Origin of the sequence: Tardiphaga sp. 20_F10_N6_6 (assembly GCF_052076045.1) — a bacterium.
GTDB lineage: Bacteria > Pseudomonadota > Alphaproteobacteria > Rhizobiales > Xanthobacteraceae > Tardiphaga > Tardiphaga robiniae.
This window is the reverse complement of record NZ_CP197239.1, coordinates 803445-823081: the sequence shown is the minus strand read 5'-3', so window position 1 is coordinate 823081 and position 19637 is coordinate 803445. Positions and strand designations below refer to the sequence as shown.

The window sequence follows — 19637 nt, the reverse complement described above, 5'->3', positions numbered from 1 at the left end:
TTCGTTCTGGTCGCGCTGCTGATGGCTTCGGGCCATGCGGAGGCGGCCAATGGCGCCTATGCCGTCGATGCGGCGGATATTTCGGACCTCGGCTCCTGCAAGGTCGAGAGCTGGTATTCGATGGCCACCAATAGCGACTTTGCGGCGGTGGCCAATCCGTCCTGCGTGGTGGAGATCACGCGTCCGGTCGAACTCAGCGTGCTCACCAATCACAGCCGCTCCGATCGCGAGTTCAGCACCACGCTGGCGCCAAAGGCGAAGATCAACATTGAGCCGACCGGCATCGGAAAATTCGGCGTATCGGCGCTGGCCAGCGGCACATTCGACGCCATGACCGGCCAGAACACCGCCGTCTTCGCCGAGATTCCGGCGACCTATCGCTTCAACGAAACCACACGCATCAATCTCAATGCAGGCTGGCTGTGGGATCGCGTGCTCGATCGCCACTACTTCACCTATGGCGTCGGCTTCGACTGGAAATTCACCGACGTGCTGCAATACACAGTGGAACTGTACGGGCAGGCGGGTCGCGCCGAATTCGCCAGCGTGATCCAGCCACGCATCCAGACCGGCGTGCGCTATCGGCCCAACGACATCTTCTCGGTCGACGTGATCTATGGCCGCAACATCACCGGGGAGAATTCCAACTGGATCACTCTGGGCACCACGATCCGGTTTCCGCCGCCGGGAAGCGTGAGTAAGCCCGACGCGCATTTGTGATTCACCGGGGCCGGCAATCGCTGTAAAACCGCGATATCGGCAAATTGCGTGATTTTCCGACAAGCATCTGAAATATCTCGATGTTAACGTCCGGCCGTGTTCAAGCCGGCTTGCGGAAATCCAGTGTCAATCTTGCGACGATCTTGCGACTTCCTATCCGTCCTCACCATCGCCGCAGCGCTGGTCACGCCCGCATTGGCAGGCACCAGCCTGCTGACGGACAAGCCTGATCTCAGCAGCTTTTCCCAGGACGGCCTGAACCGCGTCTCCGACATGCTCGACCGCGAAGTCGGCCAAGGCCATCTCGCCGGCGCGATCATGCTGATCCAGCACCGCGGCAAACCGGTCTATTACGAGGCCTTCGGCGTCCGCGATCCGCAGACCATGGCACCGATGACGACGGATACGATCTTCCGGCTCTATTCGATGTCCAAGCCGGTGACATCGGTCGCGGCAATGATTTTGGTCGAGCAGGGCAAGCTCAGGCTCGACGATCCCATCGCCAAATACATTCCGGCCTACGCCCATCCGCAGGTCGCGACCGAACGCACGGATGCCAACGGCAAATCCTATCTCGACTTCACACCCGCGCTGAAGCCCATCACCGTGCTCGACCTGATGCGGCAGTCGTCCGGCATCAGTTCGGCCTTCACCAATCTCGGGCTGATCACGCAGCTTTATCTCGATGCAGGCCTGTTCGACGGCGATTTCGACAATGCCGATTTCGCCGCGCGGCTTGCGAAACTGCCGCTGGCCTATCAGCCAGCCACAGTCTGGGATTATGGCCATTCAACCGATTTGCTCGGCCGCATCATAGAGATCGCCTCGGGCCAGTCGCTGTACGATTTCCAGAGGCAGTATCTGTTCGATCCGCTAGGCATGACCGACACCGGCTATTACGTGCTCGATCCCGCCAAGGCGCCGCGGATTGCGCAGCCGATGCCAACCGACCGCATCATCGGCAACGAGACCATCAGCGATCCCACAGTGAAGCGGAAATGGGAATCCGGAGGAGGCGGGCTCAACGCCACCACGGGCGATTACGCGCGCTTCCTGCAGATGCTGATCAATGGCGGCACGCTCGACGGCGTCCGAATCCTCAAGCCTGAGTCGGTCCAGCTGATGCGCCAGAACCAGGTCGCACCGGCCAGCGATGTGAAGCCCTGGGCCTATTACTATCCCGGCGCTGGTTTCGGTTACGGCCTCGGCTTCGGTGTTCGCACCGGACCCGGCGAAGACGGCGTGCCGGGTTTCGTCGGCGAGATGGCCTGGGGCGGCGCCGCCGGGACTTACTTCTGGACCTATCCGGACCAGGACATGGTGATGATCCTGATGGTGCAGACGCCGACCCAGCGCGGCCGCATCCAGCCGATCCTGAAGACGCTGGTCTACGACGCGATCAGGAAATAGCGGGAGCGTGGCCGGGGTGCGGCTTTAAGAGAACTGAAACTGGGACCACATGCCAATATCTCGGATTCGCATAAGCTATATTATGGAATATATTATCTCATAGTGATCCCAGAGACTTAGCTCAAATTGTTGCGATATCCGATCGACCGACCAGCCATTCGAACCAATTTGTGGCCCCACATCATTGCGGCCCATATGGCCTCAGCCGCCGAAATATCTGACGTGATCGAGGTCCGGGATCAACCCTGACTGCGTCGGTCGCCAGCCAAGCCGCTGTTGTGTCCAGGCGCTGGACGCCGGTGCGTCCATGGCCGCGAAACCAGCGAACCAGCCGAAGTGATCGGCGGCTTCGGCCGGCGACTTGGATACGACTGGCAGGTTCAGGTGCCGACCGATGACCTCGGCAATCTCACGGAATGCGACGCCTTGTTCGGCGCTGGCGTGATAGCGAATGTCGGCGGAACCGTGCTCGAGGATGAGCCTGTAGAGCCGGGCGACGTCCAGCCGATGTGCGGCGGGCCAGCGGTTGAGACCGTCGCCGAAGTAGGCCGAGGCGCCCTTCTCCCGCGCGATATTGATCAGCATCGGCACGAAGCCATGGTCGCCATCGCCATGGACCGATGGCGGCAGCCGGACCGACGAACTACGCACGCCGCGGGCCGCCAGACGTTCGGCGACCTGCTCCGATATGCGCGGGCTTGGCGACGCGCTCGACGGGCCCATGTCTTCGGTCGCCAGACGTCCGGGCGCGATAAAGGCCATGCCGGAAGTTACGATCAAGGGCCGCTCGGAGCCTGCCAGCACGTCGCCAAGCGTCTCGATGGCACGCGCGTCGATCGCGCAGTTTTCCTTGAATTTCGAGAAGTCGTGGATGAAGGCCGTATGGATCACGCCGTCTGAATTGGCAGCCCCGGACCGCAGGCTGTCCAGATCTTCCAGATCGCCGCGATGGATCTGCGCACCAGCGTCGGCCAGCGCCTTGGCAGATGCATCCGAGCGCGCGAGACCGAGCACCTGATGACTGGCGCCGATCAATTCCTGAACGACCGCAGATCCGACAAAGCCCGAAGCACCGGTAACGAAGACACGCATGTGATATTCCTCTCGTGAATGCGCGGATGTATCGGCCCTGCGGTACAGTGCGTGAAGCCGTGACGTTATACGGGTATGGCGACTAACAGGCTGAGCATGACGGTCACCGAAACAACTTCCGGCTCTGGCTCCAATCCGCTGGGCGCTTATCTCAGGGATCGCCGCGCCAGGCTGGATCCCGTGGCATTCGGCTTCTCGTCCGAGCGCCGCCGCACGCCGGGCCTGCGGCGCGAGGAAGTCGCGCAGCGCGCCAATGTCAGCGCCACCTGGTACACATGGCTGGAACAAGGACGCGGTGGCGCGCCGTCGGCCGATGTGCTCGACCGGATTTCACGCGCACTGGAATTATCGACAGTCGAGCGCGAGCATCTGTTTCTGCTGGCGCAGCACAGGCTGCCGGAAGTCCACTACGAGCCGTCCGATATCGTCACGCCGACGCTGCAGCGCGTGCTGGATTCGATGGAGTTCAGCGCCGCCGTCGTCCGCAACGCAACCTGGGACATCGTAGCCTGGAATCGTGCGGCACTGGCCGTGCTTGGCGACTATCCGAACATCGCGCCCGAGGACCGCAACGTCCTGCGCATCCTGTTCTGTCGTCCGAATGTCCGCGCCAAGATGCCGGACTGGGAGAATGATGCACGTTTCGCCGTGGCGGCATTTCGCGCCGACATCACGCGCAGCGGCGCATCAGAACGCGCCCAGACGTTGATCGCTGAACTGTGCCGGATCAGCCCTGACTTCGCAGCCATGTGGCATGACAACGACGTCAGCAGCTATGGCGAAGGCAAGAAGCATGTGAACCATCCCGAGGCCGGGCCATTCACGATGAGCTATTCGACATTTTCGGTCGATGGCCAGCCGAATTTGGGCATGGTGGTCTATACGCCGGAGACGGCTGCAGATGCCGAGCGGATGAAGGCGCTGATCGCGGCGAAGGGTCCATAACTCGTCGTTCCGGGGCGCATGCGGCGACAGCCGCGGGCGAACCCGGAACCTCGAAGTGTGACTCACAATGAGATTCCAGGTTCGCGTGCGCCAAAGTGCGCCCGCGCCCCGGAATGACGAGTTTCTTGCTACGGATATTTCGGCAGCAACCCATGCGCGGCGAAGCCGCCATCGACATTGAGAATGTGGCCGGTGACGAAGCTCGACTTGCTGTCATCCAGCAGGAACATCGCGGCACCAGCGACCTCCTCCGGCTCGGCGTAACGTCGCTGCGGCACCACCTGCATCCAGCCTTCCCGCGTTGCCACCGTATGCATCTCCTGCACCATGGGCGTCTCGAACGGGCCCGGCGCAATGGCGTTGACGCGGATCTTCAACGGCGCCAGTTCGCAGGCCATCACCTGGGTCAGCGTGACGACGCCGCCTTTGGACGCGCCATAGGCCGAGCGCTCGATATTGCCGCGCAGCCCCGACACCGACGCCACGTTCACGATGGCGCCGCCGCCATGCGCCTTCATCAGCCGCGCAGCTTCCTTGGCAACGGCAAAGGTGCCGACCAGATTGATGTCGAGGATCTCGCGAAACAGTTTCACCGAGGTCTCGAAGAACGGCACCTGACGGCCGATACCCGCAGAATTCACCAGACCGCGCACCGGGCCGAAACCGGCTTCGCAGTCCTTCAGGCCGGCAATCACGGCGTCTTCATTGGCCACATCCATCACGACGGTTTTGGTCACACCGGCTTTGATGGCGTCGACCTGGGCCTTGGCGGCATCCAGAGCAGGCTGGGTGAGGTCGGCGAGCAGCACTTTCCAGCCCTCGCCCACGGCGGCCTTAGCGATCGCCAAACCGATTCCCGATGCGCCGCCGGTGATGATCGCTACGCCGTGATCCCTATTCATATGCTGTCCTTGCGTTTCCTCCACCGGTCCTGGCTGCCGGCGGCTTCAGTCGCGCGATGCTTCCCACAAATTCGCGCGGCGCAAAAGCCGTGCGCGGGCGTCCTCTATTGGGCCTTGGCCTTTGGTCGCACGGCGAAAAGGCTTGACCGGGCAGCCCGGGCATGATGACCAGACGGCAAGGGCCCTTGGGCCTCACAAAGGCAAACAAAGAAGTGGTTGGGAGAAACAAAATGACGATTTCACGCCGGACTCTGCTGAAGGCATCGGCCGCCGCGACTGCATTTGGCGGCGTCAGCATGCCGTTCATCGCGCGCGCGCAGCAGGCCGAATACGTCTACAAATACGCGAATAACCTGCCCGATACGCATCCGATGAACATCCGCGCCCGTGAGATGTCGGCGGCGATCAAGACCGAGACCAACGGCAAGGTCGACCTGCAGGTATTCCCCAACAACCAGCTCGGCTCCGACACCGACATGTTGAGCCAGATCCGCTCCGGCGGCGTCGAGTTCTTCACGCTGTCCGGCCTGATCCTGGCCACTTTGGTGCCGGCCGCCTCGATCAACGGCATCGGCTTCGCCTTCCCGAATTACGACACGGTCTGGAAGGCCATGGACGGCGATCTCGGCGCCTATATCCGCAAGGAGATCACCAAGGCCAATCTCGTGGTCATGGACAAGATCTGGGACAACGGTTTTCGCGAAATCACCTCGTCCACGAAGCCGATCAAGAGCCCGGATGATCTGAAGGGCTTCAAGATTCGCGTGCCGGTGTCGCCGCTATGGACCTCAATGTTCAAGGCGTTCGACAGTGCGCCCGCCTCGATCAATATCAGCGAAGTCTATTCGGCGATGCAAACCAAGGTGGTCGAAGGCCAGGAAAACCCGCTGGCAATCATCTCGACGGCGAAGTTCTACGAAGTGCAGAAGTTCTGCTCGCTGACCAACCACATGTGGGACGGCTACTGGTTCCTGGCCAACCGCCGCGCCTGGGAGAAGCTGCCGGCCGATCTGCGCGACATCGTTGCCAAGAACATCAATGCCGCCGGCATGAAGGAGCGCGAAGACGTCGCCAAACTCAACGCCAATCTGCGCGGCGAACTGGAATCCAAGGGCCTCGCCTTCAATGAGCTCGAGCCCGGCCCGTTCCGCGACAAGTTGAAGTCGGCCGGCTTCTACAAGGAATGGCAGGGCAAATATGGCGACGAAGCCTGGGCCATCCTTGAGAAGGCCGTCGGCAAGCTCGGCTGATCGGAACCATTATGGCCGTGCATGACATCTCCGCCCTTGAAAGCGGGGCGTCCAGCGTGGAGAGGGCGCCCCTCTCCCGCCGCGACGCCATCCTGACCTCCATCGACCGCGCCCTCGGCCATCTGGTCGAGATTCCTGCGGCGCTGCTGGTTGTGGCGGAGGTGATTATCCTGTTCATCGGCGTGGTGGCCCGTTACGGCTTCCACCGTCCGCTGATCTGGTCCGACGAGCTGTCCTCGATCCTGTTCCTGTGGCTGGCGATGCTCGGCTCCGCCGTGGCATTCCGGCGCGGCGAGCATATGCGGATGACCGCGCTGGTGGCGTCGGTCGGTCCCCGGATGTGGGCGTTTCTTGACGTCGTCGGGACCTGCGCCGCACTCGCCTTCCTCTTGATGATCGTCGCGCCGTCCTTCGAATACGCCTATGAGGAAAGCTACATCACGACACCGGCGCTGCAGATCGCCAACAGCTTTCGCGCGGCGGCGCTGCCGGTCGGCATCTCGCTGATGATCGTCTTCGCGCTGCTGCGGCTGGTGCGCTACGGCCAGGTTCGCACCGTGCTGACGGCGCTCGGTACCGTCGTGGCGATCATCGGCCTGTTCTGGCTTGCCGAGCCGCTGCTGCGGACCCTCGGCAATCTCAACCTGATCATCTTCTTCGTCGGCGTCGTGGCGCTGTGCGTATTCGCCGGCGTGCCCATTGCCTTCGGTTTTGGCCTCGCGATCTTCGGCTATATGGCACTGACCACGCGCACGCCGATGATGGTGCTGGTCGGCCGCATGGACGAGGGCATGAGCCATCTCATCCTGCTGTCTGTCCCGCTATTCGTGTTCCTGGGCTTGCTGATCGAGATGACCGGCATGGCCCGCGCCATGGTGGCGTTCCTTGCCAGCCTGCTCGGCCATGTCCGCGGCGGCCTGCATTACGTGCTGATCGGCGCGATGTACCTCGTCTCCGGCATTTCCGGCTCCAAGGCTGCCGACATGGCCGCCGTGGCGCCGGTGCTATTCCCGGAAATGAAGGCGCGCGGCGCCAAGCCGGGCGATCTCGTCGCCCTGCTCTCGGCGACCGGCGCGCAGACCGAAACCATTCCGCCAAGCCTGGTGCTGATCACCATCGGCTCCGTCACCGGCGTCTCGATCTCGGCGCTGTTCACCGGCGGCTTGCTGCCGGGTGTCGTGCTGGCGATCACGCTGGGCGTCCTGGTGTGGTGGCGCTATCGCGGCGAGGACCTCAGCCACGTCAAACGCGCGTCCGGGCGCGACATCTTCAAGGCTTTCATAATCTCGGTGCCGGCCATCGCGCTGCCCTTCGTGATCCGCGCCGCCGTGGTCGAGGGGGTGGCGACCGCCACGGAGGTGTCCACCATCGGCATCGTCTATGCCGTGCTGGCGGGCCTGTTGATCTATCGCCAGTTCGACTGGAACCGGCTGAAGCCGATGCTGGTCGATACGGCCTGCCTCTCCGGCGCAATCCTGCTGATCATCGGAACTGCGACCGGCATGGCCTGGGGCCTCACCCAGTCCGGCTTCTCGCGCTCGCTGGCGGCGGCCATGACGGGCCTGCCGGGCGGCGGTGCGACCTTCATCGCAGTGTCCATCGTGGCCTTTGTGATCCTCGGCAGCGTGCTGGAAGGCATCCCCGCCATCGTGCTGTTCGGGCCGCTGCTGTTCCCGATCGCGCGGCTGGTCGGCGTCCACGAGGTCCACTATGCGATGGTCGTCATCCTCGCCATGGGCATCGGACTGTTCGCGCCGCCCTTCGGCGTGGGCTACTATGCCGCCTGCGCTATCGGCCGTGTCGATCCCGCGGAAGGCATCCGGCCGATCCTTGGTTATCTGCTGGCGCTGCTGATCGGCCTGATCATCGTGGCAATCTTCCCATGGATATCGACCGGCTTCCTTTAAGGAACGATATTTCAAAAGGTTATGGTCATTACCTCGCGTAATTTTGGAAGATCATTTCTGTGATAACCTGATAGATGAAATATCGTACGTAAGATACTGAACTAAATATAGGAGTCTTAAAATGATCCCAGATCAGGGCGCCTATAGCGTCGGCCTCGACCAGACTCCGGCCAACTTCGTGCCGCTGTCGCCGCTGAGCTTTCTCAAACGCAGCGCGGCAGTCTACCCGGACCTCACCAGCACCGTCTATGAGGGCCGCCGTTTCACCTGGGCGCAAACCTATGAACGCTGCCGGCGCTTTGCCTCGTTCCTGACCGGGCGGGGCATCGGGCGCGGTGACACCGTCGCGGCGATGCTGCCGAACCTGCCCGCGATGAACGAAGCGCACTTCGCGGTGCCGATGACCGGTGCCGTCCTCAACGCCCTGAACATCCGGCTCGACGCCGCGGCCATCGCGTTCCAGCTCGACCATGGCGGCGCCAGGCTGCTGCTGGTCGATCCGGAATTCTCCGGCGTGATCACCGAGGCCCTCGGCCTCATGACCGGCTCGAAGCCGACCGTGATCGATGTCGACGACGTCTCCTTCGCCGGCGGCCAGCGGATCGGCGAACTCGAATATGAAGCCGCCCTCGCCGAAGGCAGTCCCGATTTCTCCAGCGCCTTCCCGCTCGACGAATGGGACGCCATCGCGCTCGGCTACACCTCGGGGACCACAGGCAATCCGAAGGGCGTGGTGACCCATCACCGCGGTGCCTATCTCAACGCAGTCTCCAATATTCTTGCCGCCGGTCTCGGCCAGCATCCGGTCTATCTCTGGACCCTGCCGATGTTCCACTGCAATGGCTGGTGCTTCCCCTGGACGGTCGCGGCGAGTGCCGGCGTCAATGTCTGCCTGCGCAAGGTCGACCCGACCAAGATCTTCGCGCTGATGCGCGAGCACGGCGTCACTCACATGTCAGGCGCGCCTATCGTTTACAATACGCTGATCAATGCGCCCGATGCGCCGGTTTATTCGGGCGGGCCTCTCGTGCAGGGCTCGATCGCAGGTGCACCGCCGCCAATGGCCGTGCTGTCGGGCGCCGAGAAAATCGGCATCAAGCTGACCCATGTCTACGGCCTGACCGAAGTCTACGGCCCCGCCTCGGTCTGCGCCGAGCAGCCCGGCTGGGATGCCCTGCCCGCGGATGAGCGCGCCAACCTGAAGCGCCGCCAGGGCGTGCCCTATCACCTGCAGGAAGCCGTGACGGTGATCGATCCCGAAACGATGCAGGAAGTGCCCCGCGACGGCGAGACCATCGGCGAGGTCATGTTCCGCGGAAATATCGTGATGAAGGGCTACCTGAAGAACGAGAAGGCCACCAAGGAGGCCTTCGAAGGCGGCTGGTTCCACACCGGCGATCTCGGCGTGCTCGATGCTGCCGGCTACGTGACCATCAAGGACCGCTCCAAGGACATCATCATCTCCGGCGGCGAGAACATCTCGTCGGTGGAAGTCGAAGACGTGCTCTACAAGCACCCGGCCGTGCTGTTCGCGGCCGTGGTCGCCAAGCCCGATGCGAAATGGGGCGAAGTGCCGTGCGCCTTCGTCGAGCTGAAGACCAATGCCGAGGCGACAGAAGCCGACATCATCGCGTTCTGCCGCGCGCAGATGCCCGGCTTCAAGACGCCGAAGGCCGTGGTGTTCGGTGTGATCCCGAAGACGTCGACGGGCAAGATCCAGAAGTTCCTGCTGCGGGATCAGGTGAAGTCGACGGGGTCGTTTAGTTCGTAACAAAACGCCGTCATGCCCGGCGAATGCCGGGTATCCACGCCTTGGCCGTAAACGAAGAAAGACGTGGATGGCCGGGACAAGCCCGGCCATGACGGAGCATTGGGTGCGATGTGTAGCCCCACTCCACCAGCCGTATCCCGTCATCCGGCAGGATCACGGATATACGGCATCCAGAAAGCCAGGAACGCAAATAGACTAGATTGCTGCGCTCGTAATGACGACTGATAGGGTGGAGCGAAGCACACCAAGCCAAGTCCTTCATTCCGGAGCGCCATCCATGACGCAGAACTTCGCCGCAATCATTCTCGGCGGGACCGGCCAAGTCGGTGGTGCAGCCGTCGCGGAACTACTGGCAATTCCCCAGTGCCGGGAAGTGGTGATGATCACCAGACAGCCCATTGCCGCGCGACCGCGGGTACGCAACGTCGTTCTCGATACCGGCGCTGCTGACTTTGCTGAGCGCACTGCCGGCCTAGCCCGTGAAGTTTTAAGCCAAGGGCCCGTCAGCGCTGTGAGCTGTGTGGGTGTCGGTTCCGGCTCGATGCGGTGGAGCGAAGAGGAGCTGAAGCGCCTTGAACTCGGCGTTGTCGGCGCCTTCGCGCGTGGCTGCCGTGACGCCGGCATCGCCCAGTTCTGCCTGCTGTCTGCAGTAGGAAGCACAGCCCAAAGCCGGTTTCGCTATGTCCGCGTCATGGGTATGAAGGAAGACAATGTGCGCAACGTCGGTTTTACCCGCCTCGCGATCTTCCAGCCCGGCATTATTGCCGGCAACGCGCATACGCCGGCATGGGTGAGTTGGCTTGGACGTCTCGTGCCCGGCCCGTATGGCAATATCGATCAGCGCGAGATCGGTCGCTCAATCGCCGCAGAGATAGCTTTGCATGGTCGAGAGGCCGGCGAAGTGACCTTTGAAAATGCAGCAATGAAAAAACTCGCTGCTCAAATTACTCCACCGTCAGTCTGATCCCGTCATAGGCGGGGACCACACTCTCCGGCAGTATCGCCTTTACCGCCTCGTAATCCACATCCGCCGTCATATTGGTGATCACCGTCCGCTTCGGCTTGAAGCGGTCGCGCCAGCGCAGCGCATCACTGATGCTGAAATGGCTGGGATGCTGTGTGTAGCGCAGCCCGTCGACGATCCAGAGGTCGAGACCTTCGAGCGCCGGCCAGCTCTCTTCCGGGATTTCGTTGAGATCAGGCGTATAGGCGGTGTTGCCGATCCGGTAGCCCAGCGCAGGGATGTTGCCATGCTGGACCAGGAACGGCGTCAGCGTCAGATCACCGCCCTTCCCCGTGATGGTTCGGCTCTCGCCGGCCTCGATGCTGAGGCGATCGAGGATCGGCGGATAGTCGCTGCCGGGAGGCGACTGAAAGCAGTAGCCGAACCGCAGCATGATATCCGTCGCCGTCGAGGCGTTCATATAGACCGGGATACGCTTGCGACGCTTCAGCACCACTGAGCGGAGGTCGTCCATGCCGTGGGTCTGGTCTGCATGCTCATGCGTCAGGAAGACCGCATCGATGTCATCGACATCAGCGTCGATCAATTGCTCGCGCAGGTCCGGCGAGGTGTCGATGACCACGCGCGTGACGCCCTCAGGCCCGCTCCGCTCCGCCATCATCGAGCAGCGGCGGCGACGATTCCTGGGATTGGCGGGATCGCAGGCACCCCAGCCCAGCGCCGGGCGCGGCACACCCGCCGAGGATCCCGAACCGAGAATGGTGAGGACCAGCGTCATGCCGGCCCGCCAGTGCCAGACGCGCTCCCGGCGGATGCCTTGCTGAACAGGCGGAAGAAGTTTTCGGTGGTCTGCCGCGACAGTTCTTCGAGCGACACGCCGCGGGTTTCCGCAAGCACCTTCGCCGTCTCGACCACATAAGACGGCTCGTTGCGCTTGCCGCGCCATTTGCCGGGCGCCAGATATGGCGCGTCGGTTTCGACCATGATGCGGTCGGCGGGAAGCTCAGCCGCGAGATCGCGCAGCTCCTGCGATTTCTTGAACGTGATGATGCCCGTGAAGGAGATCGACAGGCCCATGCCGATGGCCTTCATCGCCAGCTCCCGTCCGCCGGTGTAGCAATGCAGCACTGCCTTGAACGCGCCCTTCGCCATCTCGTCTGCGAGAATGGCGCCGCACTGCTCGTCCGCCTCGCGGGTATGGATCACCAGCGGCAGACCGGTCGCACGCGCCGCGGCGATATGGGCGCGGAAGCCGCGCTCCTGCGCGCCTGATGAGCCGTGTTCGTAGAAGTTATCAAGACCCGCTTCGCCGAGCGCGATGACCTTCGGATGCTTTGTCAGTTCGATCAGCTCATCCGCAGAGATACCGTCTTCCTCGTCAGCATTGTGCGGATGGGTGCCGACCGAGCAATAGACATTCGGAAAGCGCTCCGCGATGGCGAGCAGTGCCGGGAGCCGGCGTACCCGCGTCGAGATGGTCACGAGCTTGCCGACGCCTGCGGCTTCAGCGCGCGCGACGATGCCGTCGAGGTCCTCGGCGAAATCGGGAAAGTCCAGATGGCAGTGACTATCAACCAGCATCACGTCAACTCAGCTCGCCGCCGGCGGCTCGACATAGCGCGGGAATACGCCGGTCGGTGTCGGCAGTTGCGTACCAGCCTTGATGCGGTTGGCCAATGCCGTGAAGTCGCGTTCGCCCTCGGGGATGCCAAGCACGTCGAGCAGCTTGGCGCAGGACGCGGGCATCACCGGCTGCGCCAGGATCGCGACCTGCCGCACGACTTCGGCGGTGACATAGAGCACCGTGGCCTGCTTCTTCGGATCGGTCTTGGCGAGTGCCCATGGCGCCTCGCCCGCGAAATAGCGGTTGGCTTCGGCGATCACGGCCCAGATCGCGTTCAGCGCCTGATGGATCTGCTGTGTCGCCATCGCGGTGCGCGCGAGTTCGAGCATGCCATCGGCCTGCGCCAGGATCGCCTTGTCGTTCTCGCTGTAATCACCGGGCTCCGGCAACACGCCGCCATATTGCTTGGCGATCATCGACAGCGAACGTTGCGCGAGATTGCCGAGATCGTTGGCGAGGTCGGCATTGGTGCGGTTGACGATGGCTTCGTGATTGTAGCTGCCGTCCTGCCCGAACGAGACTTCGCGCATGAAGAAATAGCGCATCTGATCGACGCCATATTGCGCCGCCATGCCAATCGGATCGACCACGTTGCCGACCGACTTCGACATCTTCTCACCACGGTTGAGAAGAAATCCGTGACTGAAAACGCGATGCGGGACATCGACGCCAGCAGCCATCAGGAATGCAGGCCAGTACACCGCGTGAAAGCGAACGATATCCTTGCCGATCACGTGCAGGTTGGCAGGCCAATAGCGTTTGAAGTCGTCGCCATCGACATCCGGATAGCCGGCTGCCGTGATGTAGTTGGTCAGCGCATCGATCCAGACATACATCACATGGCCGGGCGCACCCGGCACCTTGATGCCCCAGTCGAACGTGGTCCGCGAAATCGACAGATCCTGCAGGCCGCCCTTGACGAAACTCGTCACTTCGTTGAGACGCTCGCGCGGCAACACGAAATCCGGAACGCGCGCGTACAGATCGAGCAGCTTGTCCTGGTAGGCAGACAGCCGGAAGAAATAGGTTTCCTCTTCGGTCCACTCGACCGGCGAGCCGAGCGGCTCACGCCGGACACCATCGTCGCCGAGCGTCGTTTCCGCTTCGTCGAAATAGGCTTCCTGGCGAACGGAATACCAGCCGGCATATTTGTCGAGATAGATGGCGCCGGCCTTCTCCAGGGCGACCCACAGCGCCTGAACGGAGCGCTCATGGCGCTTCTCGGTGGTGCGAATGTAGTCGTCATAGGAAATGTTGAGCGCAGCATCCATCTCGCGAAAACGCGCAGAATTCCGGTCGGCCAGTTCGAGCGGCGTCAGGCCTTCCTTGACGGCGGTCTGCTGCATCTTGAGACCGTGCTCATCCGTCCCGGTCAGGAAACGAACGTCGTAGCCGTCGAGCCTCTGGAAGCGGGCAATCGTGTCGGTCGCCATGACCGTATAGGCATGACCGATATGCGGCACGCCATTGGGATAGAAGATCGGCGTTGTCAGAAAATACGCCGGTCGGGTTGCATCGGTTGCAGATGTCATGGCTGACTTTACGGACCTTGAATAAGACGATCTTGGTGAAGCGCGGATCGGCTGAAACCAGTCTCGCAGCGATCAGCGCGTTGCTTCCGCGAGCAGTCCAAACACCGAGAAAACCAGCGGTTTTCGCTCGAGATTGTAGGATTCGGTCTCGCGCGCGGCTCGGTTGATCTTTTCCCATACCTCCGCCAGCCGCGCAAGGCGGGGCAAATTGGCGTTGGCATTGGCATCGTCGGCCCGCATGCGCTCGCCGATCCAGCGGTCGACACTGTCGACAAAGGCGCCGAGCGCGACACGGTCGCTGGTCCCCAGCGCATCCCCCAGCGCATGCAGCTCGCGCGGATCGACATGGGGCAGCGTGTTCAGGAGCGAGGCGGTGCGCTGGTGCAGTTTCAGCGCACCGCCTCCGAGCAGATTCAGAGCGCGCGACACGCTGCCTTCGGAGGCTTCAGCGACCTCTTTGAGCAAGGGATCGCTGGTTTCGATCTCGGCGGCCTGCGACGTGGCGCGGGTCACGTCGGCAATGGAAAGCGGACGCAGCGCCAGCTTGCGACAACGCGACTGGATGGTCGGCAACACGCGCGCCTGCGCATGTGTCACCAGCAGGAACAGCGAACGCAACGGCGGCTCTTCAAGCACCTTCAGCAGCGCGTTCGCGGCATTGGCGTTCAGCTCATCGACGGTGTCGACGATGCAGACGCGCCAGCCGTCGATAGCAGCGGTCGAGCCAAAGAACGACACGGTCTGCCGGGTCTCATCCACGGTGATCACCGTGCGCATCACGCCCTTGTCGTTGAGCGAACGTTCCAGTGTCAACAAACCGCCATGGGATTCGGCGGCGACCTGGCGCACGACCGGATGCATCGGATCGAGACCCAGCGATGTTGCGGATTGCACTTGCGGTGATGCGGGATCGCGATGCGCCAGCACGAAACGCGCCATGCGATAGGCCAAAGTCGCCTTGCCTATGCCCTGCGAGCCGCCGATCAGCCAGGCATGCGGAATGCGGCTGCCGCGATAGGCGTTGAGCAGCGTGGCCTCGGCATCCTGATGACCGAACAGCGCGGTCGTCTCGCGCGGATGCGGAACCGAGATCGTTTGCTCGGACGACTTTGCGCTCATGCCGAAGTGACCTCGTGGTTCGACGGCGTTAGAAGGCGTCGGCGCAACACGCCCCAGATATTGTTCGATACGATCTTTGAATCTGCATTGGCGTCGATCAGTACGCAGCGTTGCGGTTCATCGGCTGCGATCTGCCGGAACGCGTCACGCAGCCCCTGATGAAAGGCGATGCCCTCGGCCTCGAACCTGTCGGGCACATCATTGCCACGCCGCGCTGCTGCGCGTCGCATGCCGATCGAGACCGGGATATCGAGAATGACGGTGAGATCCGGTTTGAGCCGTCCGATGGTGACGCGCTCCATCGCATTGAGCAGTTCCGGCGAGACATGCCCGAGCCGGCCCTGATACGCCCGCGTCGAATCCGAGAAGCGATCACACAGCACCCAGATGCCCTGCTCCAGCGCCGGCGCAATCACCGCATGGACATGGTCATCGCGCGCGGCGGCAAACAGCAGCGTCTCGGCTTCGGGCCCCAGCAGCTTGCCCATGCCCGACAGCACCACATGGCGGATGATCTCGGCACCGGGCGAGCCGCCGGGCTCGCGGGTGACGATGACGCGCTTGCCTTCGGCCTCCAGCCGGTCGGCCAGAATCTTGATCTGGGTCGATTTGCCGGCGCCCTCGCCGCCCTCGAAACTGACGAAGCGACCGCGCAGCGGCGGTGTCGTGGGCGTGTCCGTCATGTCAGAGCTTCTCGGCGCCGGCGCGGAACAGTCCGATCACCAGCTCACCGGCGCCGTCCACGGCGCGCCGCATGGTCGATCCCGTGCCGACCGCGGCCGCCGTATAGAGCGGCGTCTCGACGGCGATATTGGCGCCGCGCCAGACCTTGATCACGCCGACCGGCTGACCGGGCTCGATGGGTGCACGCACGGGGCCTTTATAGACGACGCGAGCGATCAGCTTGTCGGTGCCGTTCTTCTGCACCATCACCTTCACTGGCTCCTTGGCCGAGAGCGCGACCGAGCGGCTCTCGCCGCCAAACACCTTGGCGAAGCCGACGGTCTGGTCGGCTGCGAACAGCGTGCGAGCCTCGAAATTCTTGAAACCCCACTCCAGCAGCTTCTTCGCCTCGGTCGCACGATCGTCCGGATCGTCCAGACCGTTGATCACCACGATCAGCCGCATGCCGTCGCGGATGGCCGAGCCGACCATGCCGTAGCCACCATCCTTGGTGTAGCCGGTCTTGAAACCGTCAGCGCCGTCCAGCGTCGCCAGCAACGGATTGCGGTTCTGCTGGCGGATCTTGTTCCAGGTGAATTCGCGCTCGCCGAACAGCTTGTAGAATTCCGGATAGGTGCGAACGATATGACGGGCGAGAACGCCGAGCTCGCGCACCGTCATCTTGTTGCCGGGGTCCGGCAAACCGTTGGAATTGGCGAAGGTGGATTTCGGCATGCCCAGCGCACGCGCCCGTGCCGTCATCTTCTCGGCAAAGGCCGCCTCGCCGCCTGCAATGCCCTCCGCCAGGATCATGCAAGAGTCGTTGCCGCTCTGGATGATGGCCCCGCGCAAAAGATCGGCGACGGGCACGCGGCTGTTAATCGCGGCGAACATGGTCGATGCGCCAGCCGGCGCGCCGCCCTTGCGCCAGGAATTCTCGCTGACGCGGTATTCGTCCGTGAGCTTGATGTCGCCGCGGGTCAGCGCGTCGAACACCAGTTCGACGGTCATCAGCTTCATCATGCTGGAGGGCGCGCGGAGCTCATCCGCATTCTTCTCGAACAGCACGCTGCCGGAGCCGGCCTCGATCAGGATCGCGGTCGGCGCATCGGTGTCGTAACCACCGTCCTCGACGACCTTCTTGGCGCCCTGCACGCTCTGGTTCGCAGCCTGCGCTGTTGGGCCGAGGACGACGCCAAACGCCAACAGCGCAGCCAGCAGCATTCGCCAGCTCCGCGCGGCGAATTGCGGTCGTTTCAACGGGATGGAGCCAGATGCCATGTGCTGTCCTGAGTGCTCTGGTCTTAACAGGATCAACGGAGGCAAACAACGCGGCAAGGTGCAACGCAGATCAGGGCGCTATGCTGCGCCCGTCTGGTGTCGGTCGTGAAGGACGAACCGGCTTAGTAGAGACCGCGGCCGGACAGGATCGCCTGAGCGCCGCGCGCATCGACCGTGCCGTCATCCGGCTCGGCAGGCGCGGCATAAGCGGCGTTGCTCTCATAGGACACCGCGCGATGGTTCTCGGTCATGCGCGGCGCCGATGCCGTGCGCATGCGGCTGGACGCCGACATTTCCGACGTCGAACGGATCGACGCCACATCGGCCGAGGTATTGCCGAGCGAATACGGGCGGCCCTCCGGCAGAGGAACATCGCGCGAGACAACACGACCACCCTGCATGTCGGGCACGAAAGAGCGCGCCGAGGCGACACGCACCAGCGATGGCGACGGTGCCGGCTCACCGGTGCGCAGCGTGGCAACGAGCTGGCGATCGTCCGACCCTTCCAGCGGCGCCCGCCCGACATATTCGACGCGAACCTTGGCTGTGCCGTTACCCTTGAATTCGAGCAGTTCGGCGGCTTTGTTCGAGACGTCGATCAGGCGGTTGCCGTGATACGGGCCACGATCGTTGACGCGCACGATCAGCGACTTGCCGTTATAGACGTTGGTTACACGGGCATAGCTCGGGATCGGCAGCGTCGGATGGGCCGCGGTGAGCGAGGCCATGTCGAACACTTCGCCATTGGCCGTCAGACGGCCATGGAACGCGTCGCCATACCAGGAGGCGATGCCTTCAGCGCGGTAATTGATGTTTTCTTCCGGCACATAGAGCTTGCCGGCGACGGTGTAGGGCTTGCCGATACGGTAGGTGCCGCCGCCTTTGGGAACCGGCTCGCCCATCCCGACGACCCGAGGACTGCTCGATACGCCATATTTCGGATCGAGGCGGCTGAAGCTGGTGGTGGAGGAGGAACAATTGGCCAGCGCCAGACAGGCGCTGATGGCCGCTGCTGCCTGAACAGCCTGGCCGAGTCGGTTTGACCCACGAATCCCCATACGCCCCAATACCATTCCAGCGGCCGCCTGCCCATCTCCGGGCATCCCCACGGCCAAAATCCCGATACGGCCCACTTCCGCATCAAGTGGTGAATATATCGCAGCCGGATCGCGGCGGAAATGGGGAGAGCCCCCGTATGGTAAACAGAGGATGTGGGTTTTCAGCCCGCACGCCGGGTGTCGCTCGCACCGCACACGTCGCGCTAGAAGTTCCTCTTGCGATCGGTGAGATGGCACCGGGATTGTGTTCAACCACTTCAGAACACGCGCATTTTTTCCGGGATCGACGCTTACATATTTACCCCGGATTCAGACGAGCTTCGTAGCGTGCACCACTATGAAAAACCTCATCAAGCGATTTATCGCAGACGAAACCGGCGCCACGGCCATCGAATATGGACTGATTGCTGCCGGCATTGCCCTCGCCATCATTGCCGTCATCAACGGTATGGGGACCAAGCTCAATGGCAAGTTCACATCGATCAACTCGTCACTGAAGTGACGACCTGACGATCCATTATCACTCCCCGCGCCGCCACGGCGCGCGGAGTCCTCCTCAAGTTACGCCTCGCACGATCAATCGTACCACTCGCGGCGGATATACGGGCCGTACAACACGTCCTGACGCCAGCGATAGACCTGCACCAGCAGGCCGCCGACACCGGCAACGACACTCAGCAACAACAAGGTCTCGATCACCACAAAGCCCCCGGGCATTCTCGTTGGGCACAGCAATACATGGTGATTTTTAAGATCCCCGCTGCGGTTTGTTTTGAATTTGCGGCCCGCCGCTAACAGAGATTAATTTCCGCAACTCGCTCCCCGTCTGTTTCAACTATTTGTTAGTTGAACGATCGCGCATGATTTGGATTTGATAGCAGAACGCGCTGACGCGATTCCTGGCGGGACTCTTGCGGCGGGATGTTGGGGATGGAGATGGACGTTTCAAGGACGGACTGCGGCGGGATCACCGGTGCGGGAGAGTACAGGTTTCGCGATGGCCACCTGATCGTGACGCTCTACCAAATCGCCATCTGGGCCGAACACCCACAAGCGATCTTCACCGCCGTCACGTCGCGCTTCCAGAACAGCATGAAGCTCTATGTGCTCGGGTCGTGGCGCCTGCCGAATGCTGCAGCGTCGAGTGAGCAGCCACCTGCTCCCGCTAGTGCGGAAGGAATGTCGCTGCATTGATCACGGTGACGACCGCGAAAGCCATCACCCATAGCGGCCAGACGGACGCCTGCGCCCGCGGGCGGAACTGTCGGGGAACGCCGAAATTGCGTGCCATTGCCTGCTCCATTGCATCGACCGAACGACACTGAATGTGAGCATGCATTCTGTTAAAATTGCGTCGTGGCTTCGGCTATAATTTGTGCGTCCACGGCAAGCATAGCCT

At 62.5% G+C, this 19637-nt stretch carries 19 protein-coding genes; 9 read left to right on the top strand and 10 right to left on the bottom strand.

Annotated features, from left to right (window positions below; translation table 11 throughout):
• Positions 1 to 21 precede the first annotated feature (21 nt).
• Both AB7813_RS03850 and AB7813_RS03845 read left to right on the top strand, forming a co-directional pair.
• Positions 22 to 720: a hypothetical protein gene (locus AB7813_RS03850; RefSeq protein ID WP_439084233.1), complete on the top strand. Its 699-nt coding sequence runs from the start codon at positions 22 to 24 to the stop codon at positions 718 to 720.
• A 123-nt stretch (positions 721 to 843) separates the two neighbouring features.
• A complete protein-coding gene (locus AB7813_RS03845; protein ID WP_439083456.1) occupies positions 844 to 2130 on the top strand; it encodes a serine hydrolase domain-containing protein in 1287 nt (428 codons plus the stop codon).
• A 201-nt stretch (positions 2131 to 2331) separates the two neighbouring features.
• On the opposite strand, the gene AB7813_RS03840 is transcribed toward AB7813_RS03845, so the two are convergent.
• Positions 2332 to 3222: an SDR family oxidoreductase gene (locus AB7813_RS03840; protein WP_439083457.1), complete on the bottom strand. Its 891-nt coding sequence runs from the start codon at positions 3220 to 3222 to the stop codon at positions 2332 to 2334.
• A gap of 96 nt (positions 3223 to 3318) precedes the next feature.
• Here AB7813_RS03840 and AB7813_RS03835 point away from each other — a divergent pair, with 96 nt between their 5' ends.
• Positions 3319 to 4167 (top strand): helix-turn-helix transcriptional regulator, encoded by an 849-nt coding sequence (locus AB7813_RS03835; protein ID WP_439083458.1) that lies wholly within the window; start codon positions 3319 to 3321, stop codon positions 4165 to 4167.
• Positions 4168 to 4295: 128 nt separating this feature from the next.
• On the opposite strand, the gene AB7813_RS03830 is transcribed toward AB7813_RS03835, so the two are convergent.
• The gene (locus AB7813_RS03830; RefSeq protein WP_231080687.1) at positions 4296 to 5069 is read right to left on the bottom strand and encodes an SDR family NAD(P)-dependent oxidoreductase; all 774 of its coding nucleotides are present in this window, start codon (positions 5067 to 5069) and stop codon (positions 4296 to 4298) included.
• Positions 5070 to 5299: 230 nt separating this feature from the next.
• Between AB7813_RS03830 and AB7813_RS03825 the strand changes: the two genes are divergently transcribed.
• From AB7813_RS03825 to AB7813_RS03810, 4 genes are all read left to right on the top strand, one after another.
• On the top strand, positions 5300 to 6319 hold the full coding sequence (locus tag AB7813_RS03825; RefSeq protein WP_175369049.1) for a TRAP transporter substrate-binding protein: 1020 nt from the start codon (positions 5300 to 5302) through the stop codon (positions 6317 to 6319).
• A gap of 11 nt (positions 6320 to 6330) precedes the next feature.
• Complete coding sequence (locus AB7813_RS03820; RefSeq protein ID WP_439083459.1) at positions 6331 to 8226, top strand: TRAP transporter large permease; 1896 nt, start codon at positions 6331 to 6333, stop codon at positions 8224 to 8226.
• Positions 8227 to 8347: 121 nt separating this feature from the next.
• Complete coding sequence (locus AB7813_RS03815) at positions 8348 to 9997, top strand: acyl-CoA synthetase (protein ID WP_439083460.1); 1650 nt, start codon at positions 8348 to 8350, stop codon at positions 9995 to 9997.
• Positions 9998 to 10274: 277 nt separating this feature from the next.
• Complete coding sequence (locus tag AB7813_RS03810) at positions 10275 to 10961, top strand: hypothetical protein (protein ID WP_439063867.1); 687 nt, start codon at positions 10275 to 10277, stop codon at positions 10959 to 10961.
• Here AB7813_RS03810 and AB7813_RS03805 read toward each other — a convergent pair.
• From AB7813_RS03805 to AB7813_RS03775, 7 genes are all read right to left on the bottom strand, one after another.
• Complete coding sequence (locus AB7813_RS03805; RefSeq protein WP_439063866.1) at positions 10942 to 11739, bottom strand: MBL fold metallo-hydrolase; 798 nt, start codon at positions 11737 to 11739, stop codon at positions 10942 to 10944. The genes AB7813_RS03810 and AB7813_RS03805 overlap by 20 nt on opposite strands.
• A complete protein-coding gene (locus tag AB7813_RS03800) occupies positions 11736 to 12542 on the bottom strand; it encodes a TatD family hydrolase (protein WP_439063865.1) in 807 nt (268 codons plus the stop codon). The genes AB7813_RS03805 and AB7813_RS03800 overlap by 4 nt, the downstream gene beginning before the upstream one ends.
• 9 nt (positions 12543 to 12551) lie before the next feature.
• Positions 12552 to 14117 (bottom strand): methionine--tRNA ligase, encoded by a 1566-nt coding sequence (gene metG / locus AB7813_RS03795; protein WP_439063864.1) that lies wholly within the window; start codon positions 14115 to 14117, stop codon positions 12552 to 12554.
• 72 nt (positions 14118 to 14189) lie between these two features.
• Positions 14190 to 15236: a DNA polymerase III subunit delta' gene (locus AB7813_RS03790; RefSeq protein WP_439063863.1), complete on the bottom strand. Its 1047-nt coding sequence runs from the start codon at positions 15234 to 15236 to the stop codon at positions 14190 to 14192.
• The gene (gene tmk / locus AB7813_RS03785; RefSeq protein WP_184516524.1) at positions 15233 to 15919 is read right to left on the bottom strand and encodes a dTMP kinase; all 687 of its coding nucleotides are present in this window, start codon (positions 15917 to 15919) and stop codon (positions 15233 to 15235) included. Before tmk ends, AB7813_RS03790 begins: the two co-directional genes overlap by 4 nt.
• A gap of 1 nt (position 15920) precedes the next feature.
• The gene (locus AB7813_RS03780; RefSeq protein WP_439064624.1) at positions 15921 to 17123 is read right to left on the bottom strand and encodes a D-alanyl-D-alanine carboxypeptidase family protein; all 1203 of its coding nucleotides are present in this window, start codon (positions 17121 to 17123) and stop codon (positions 15921 to 15923) included.
• 179 nt (positions 17124 to 17302) lie between these two features.
• On the bottom strand, positions 17303 to 18238 hold the full coding sequence (locus AB7813_RS03775; RefSeq protein ID WP_231081137.1) for a septal ring lytic transglycosylase RlpA family protein: 936 nt from the start codon (positions 18236 to 18238) through the stop codon (positions 17303 to 17305).
• Positions 18239 to 18575: 337 nt separating this feature from the next.
• Here AB7813_RS03775 and AB7813_RS03770 point away from each other — a divergent pair, with 337 nt between their 5' ends.
• Positions 18576 to 18740 (top strand): Flp family type IVb pilin, encoded by a 165-nt coding sequence (locus AB7813_RS03770; RefSeq protein ID WP_089264337.1) that lies wholly within the window; start codon positions 18576 to 18578, stop codon positions 18738 to 18740.
• 74 nt (positions 18741 to 18814) lie between these two features.
• Here the strand turns inward: AB7813_RS03770 and AB7813_RS03765 are convergent, their stop codons facing one another.
• Entirely contained in the window at positions 18815 to 18937 is a 123-nt protein-coding gene (locus AB7813_RS03765) for a hypothetical protein (protein ID WP_276509758.1), read from the bottom strand.
• A 237-nt stretch (positions 18938 to 19174) separates the two neighbouring features.
• Between AB7813_RS03765 and AB7813_RS03760 the strand changes: the two genes are divergently transcribed.
• Positions 19175 to 19432, top strand: a complete 258-nt coding sequence (locus AB7813_RS03760; RefSeq protein WP_139212545.1) for a hypothetical protein — start codon at positions 19175 to 19177, stop codon at positions 19430 to 19432.
• The last annotated feature ends 205 nt before the right edge of the window (positions 19433 to 19637 follow it).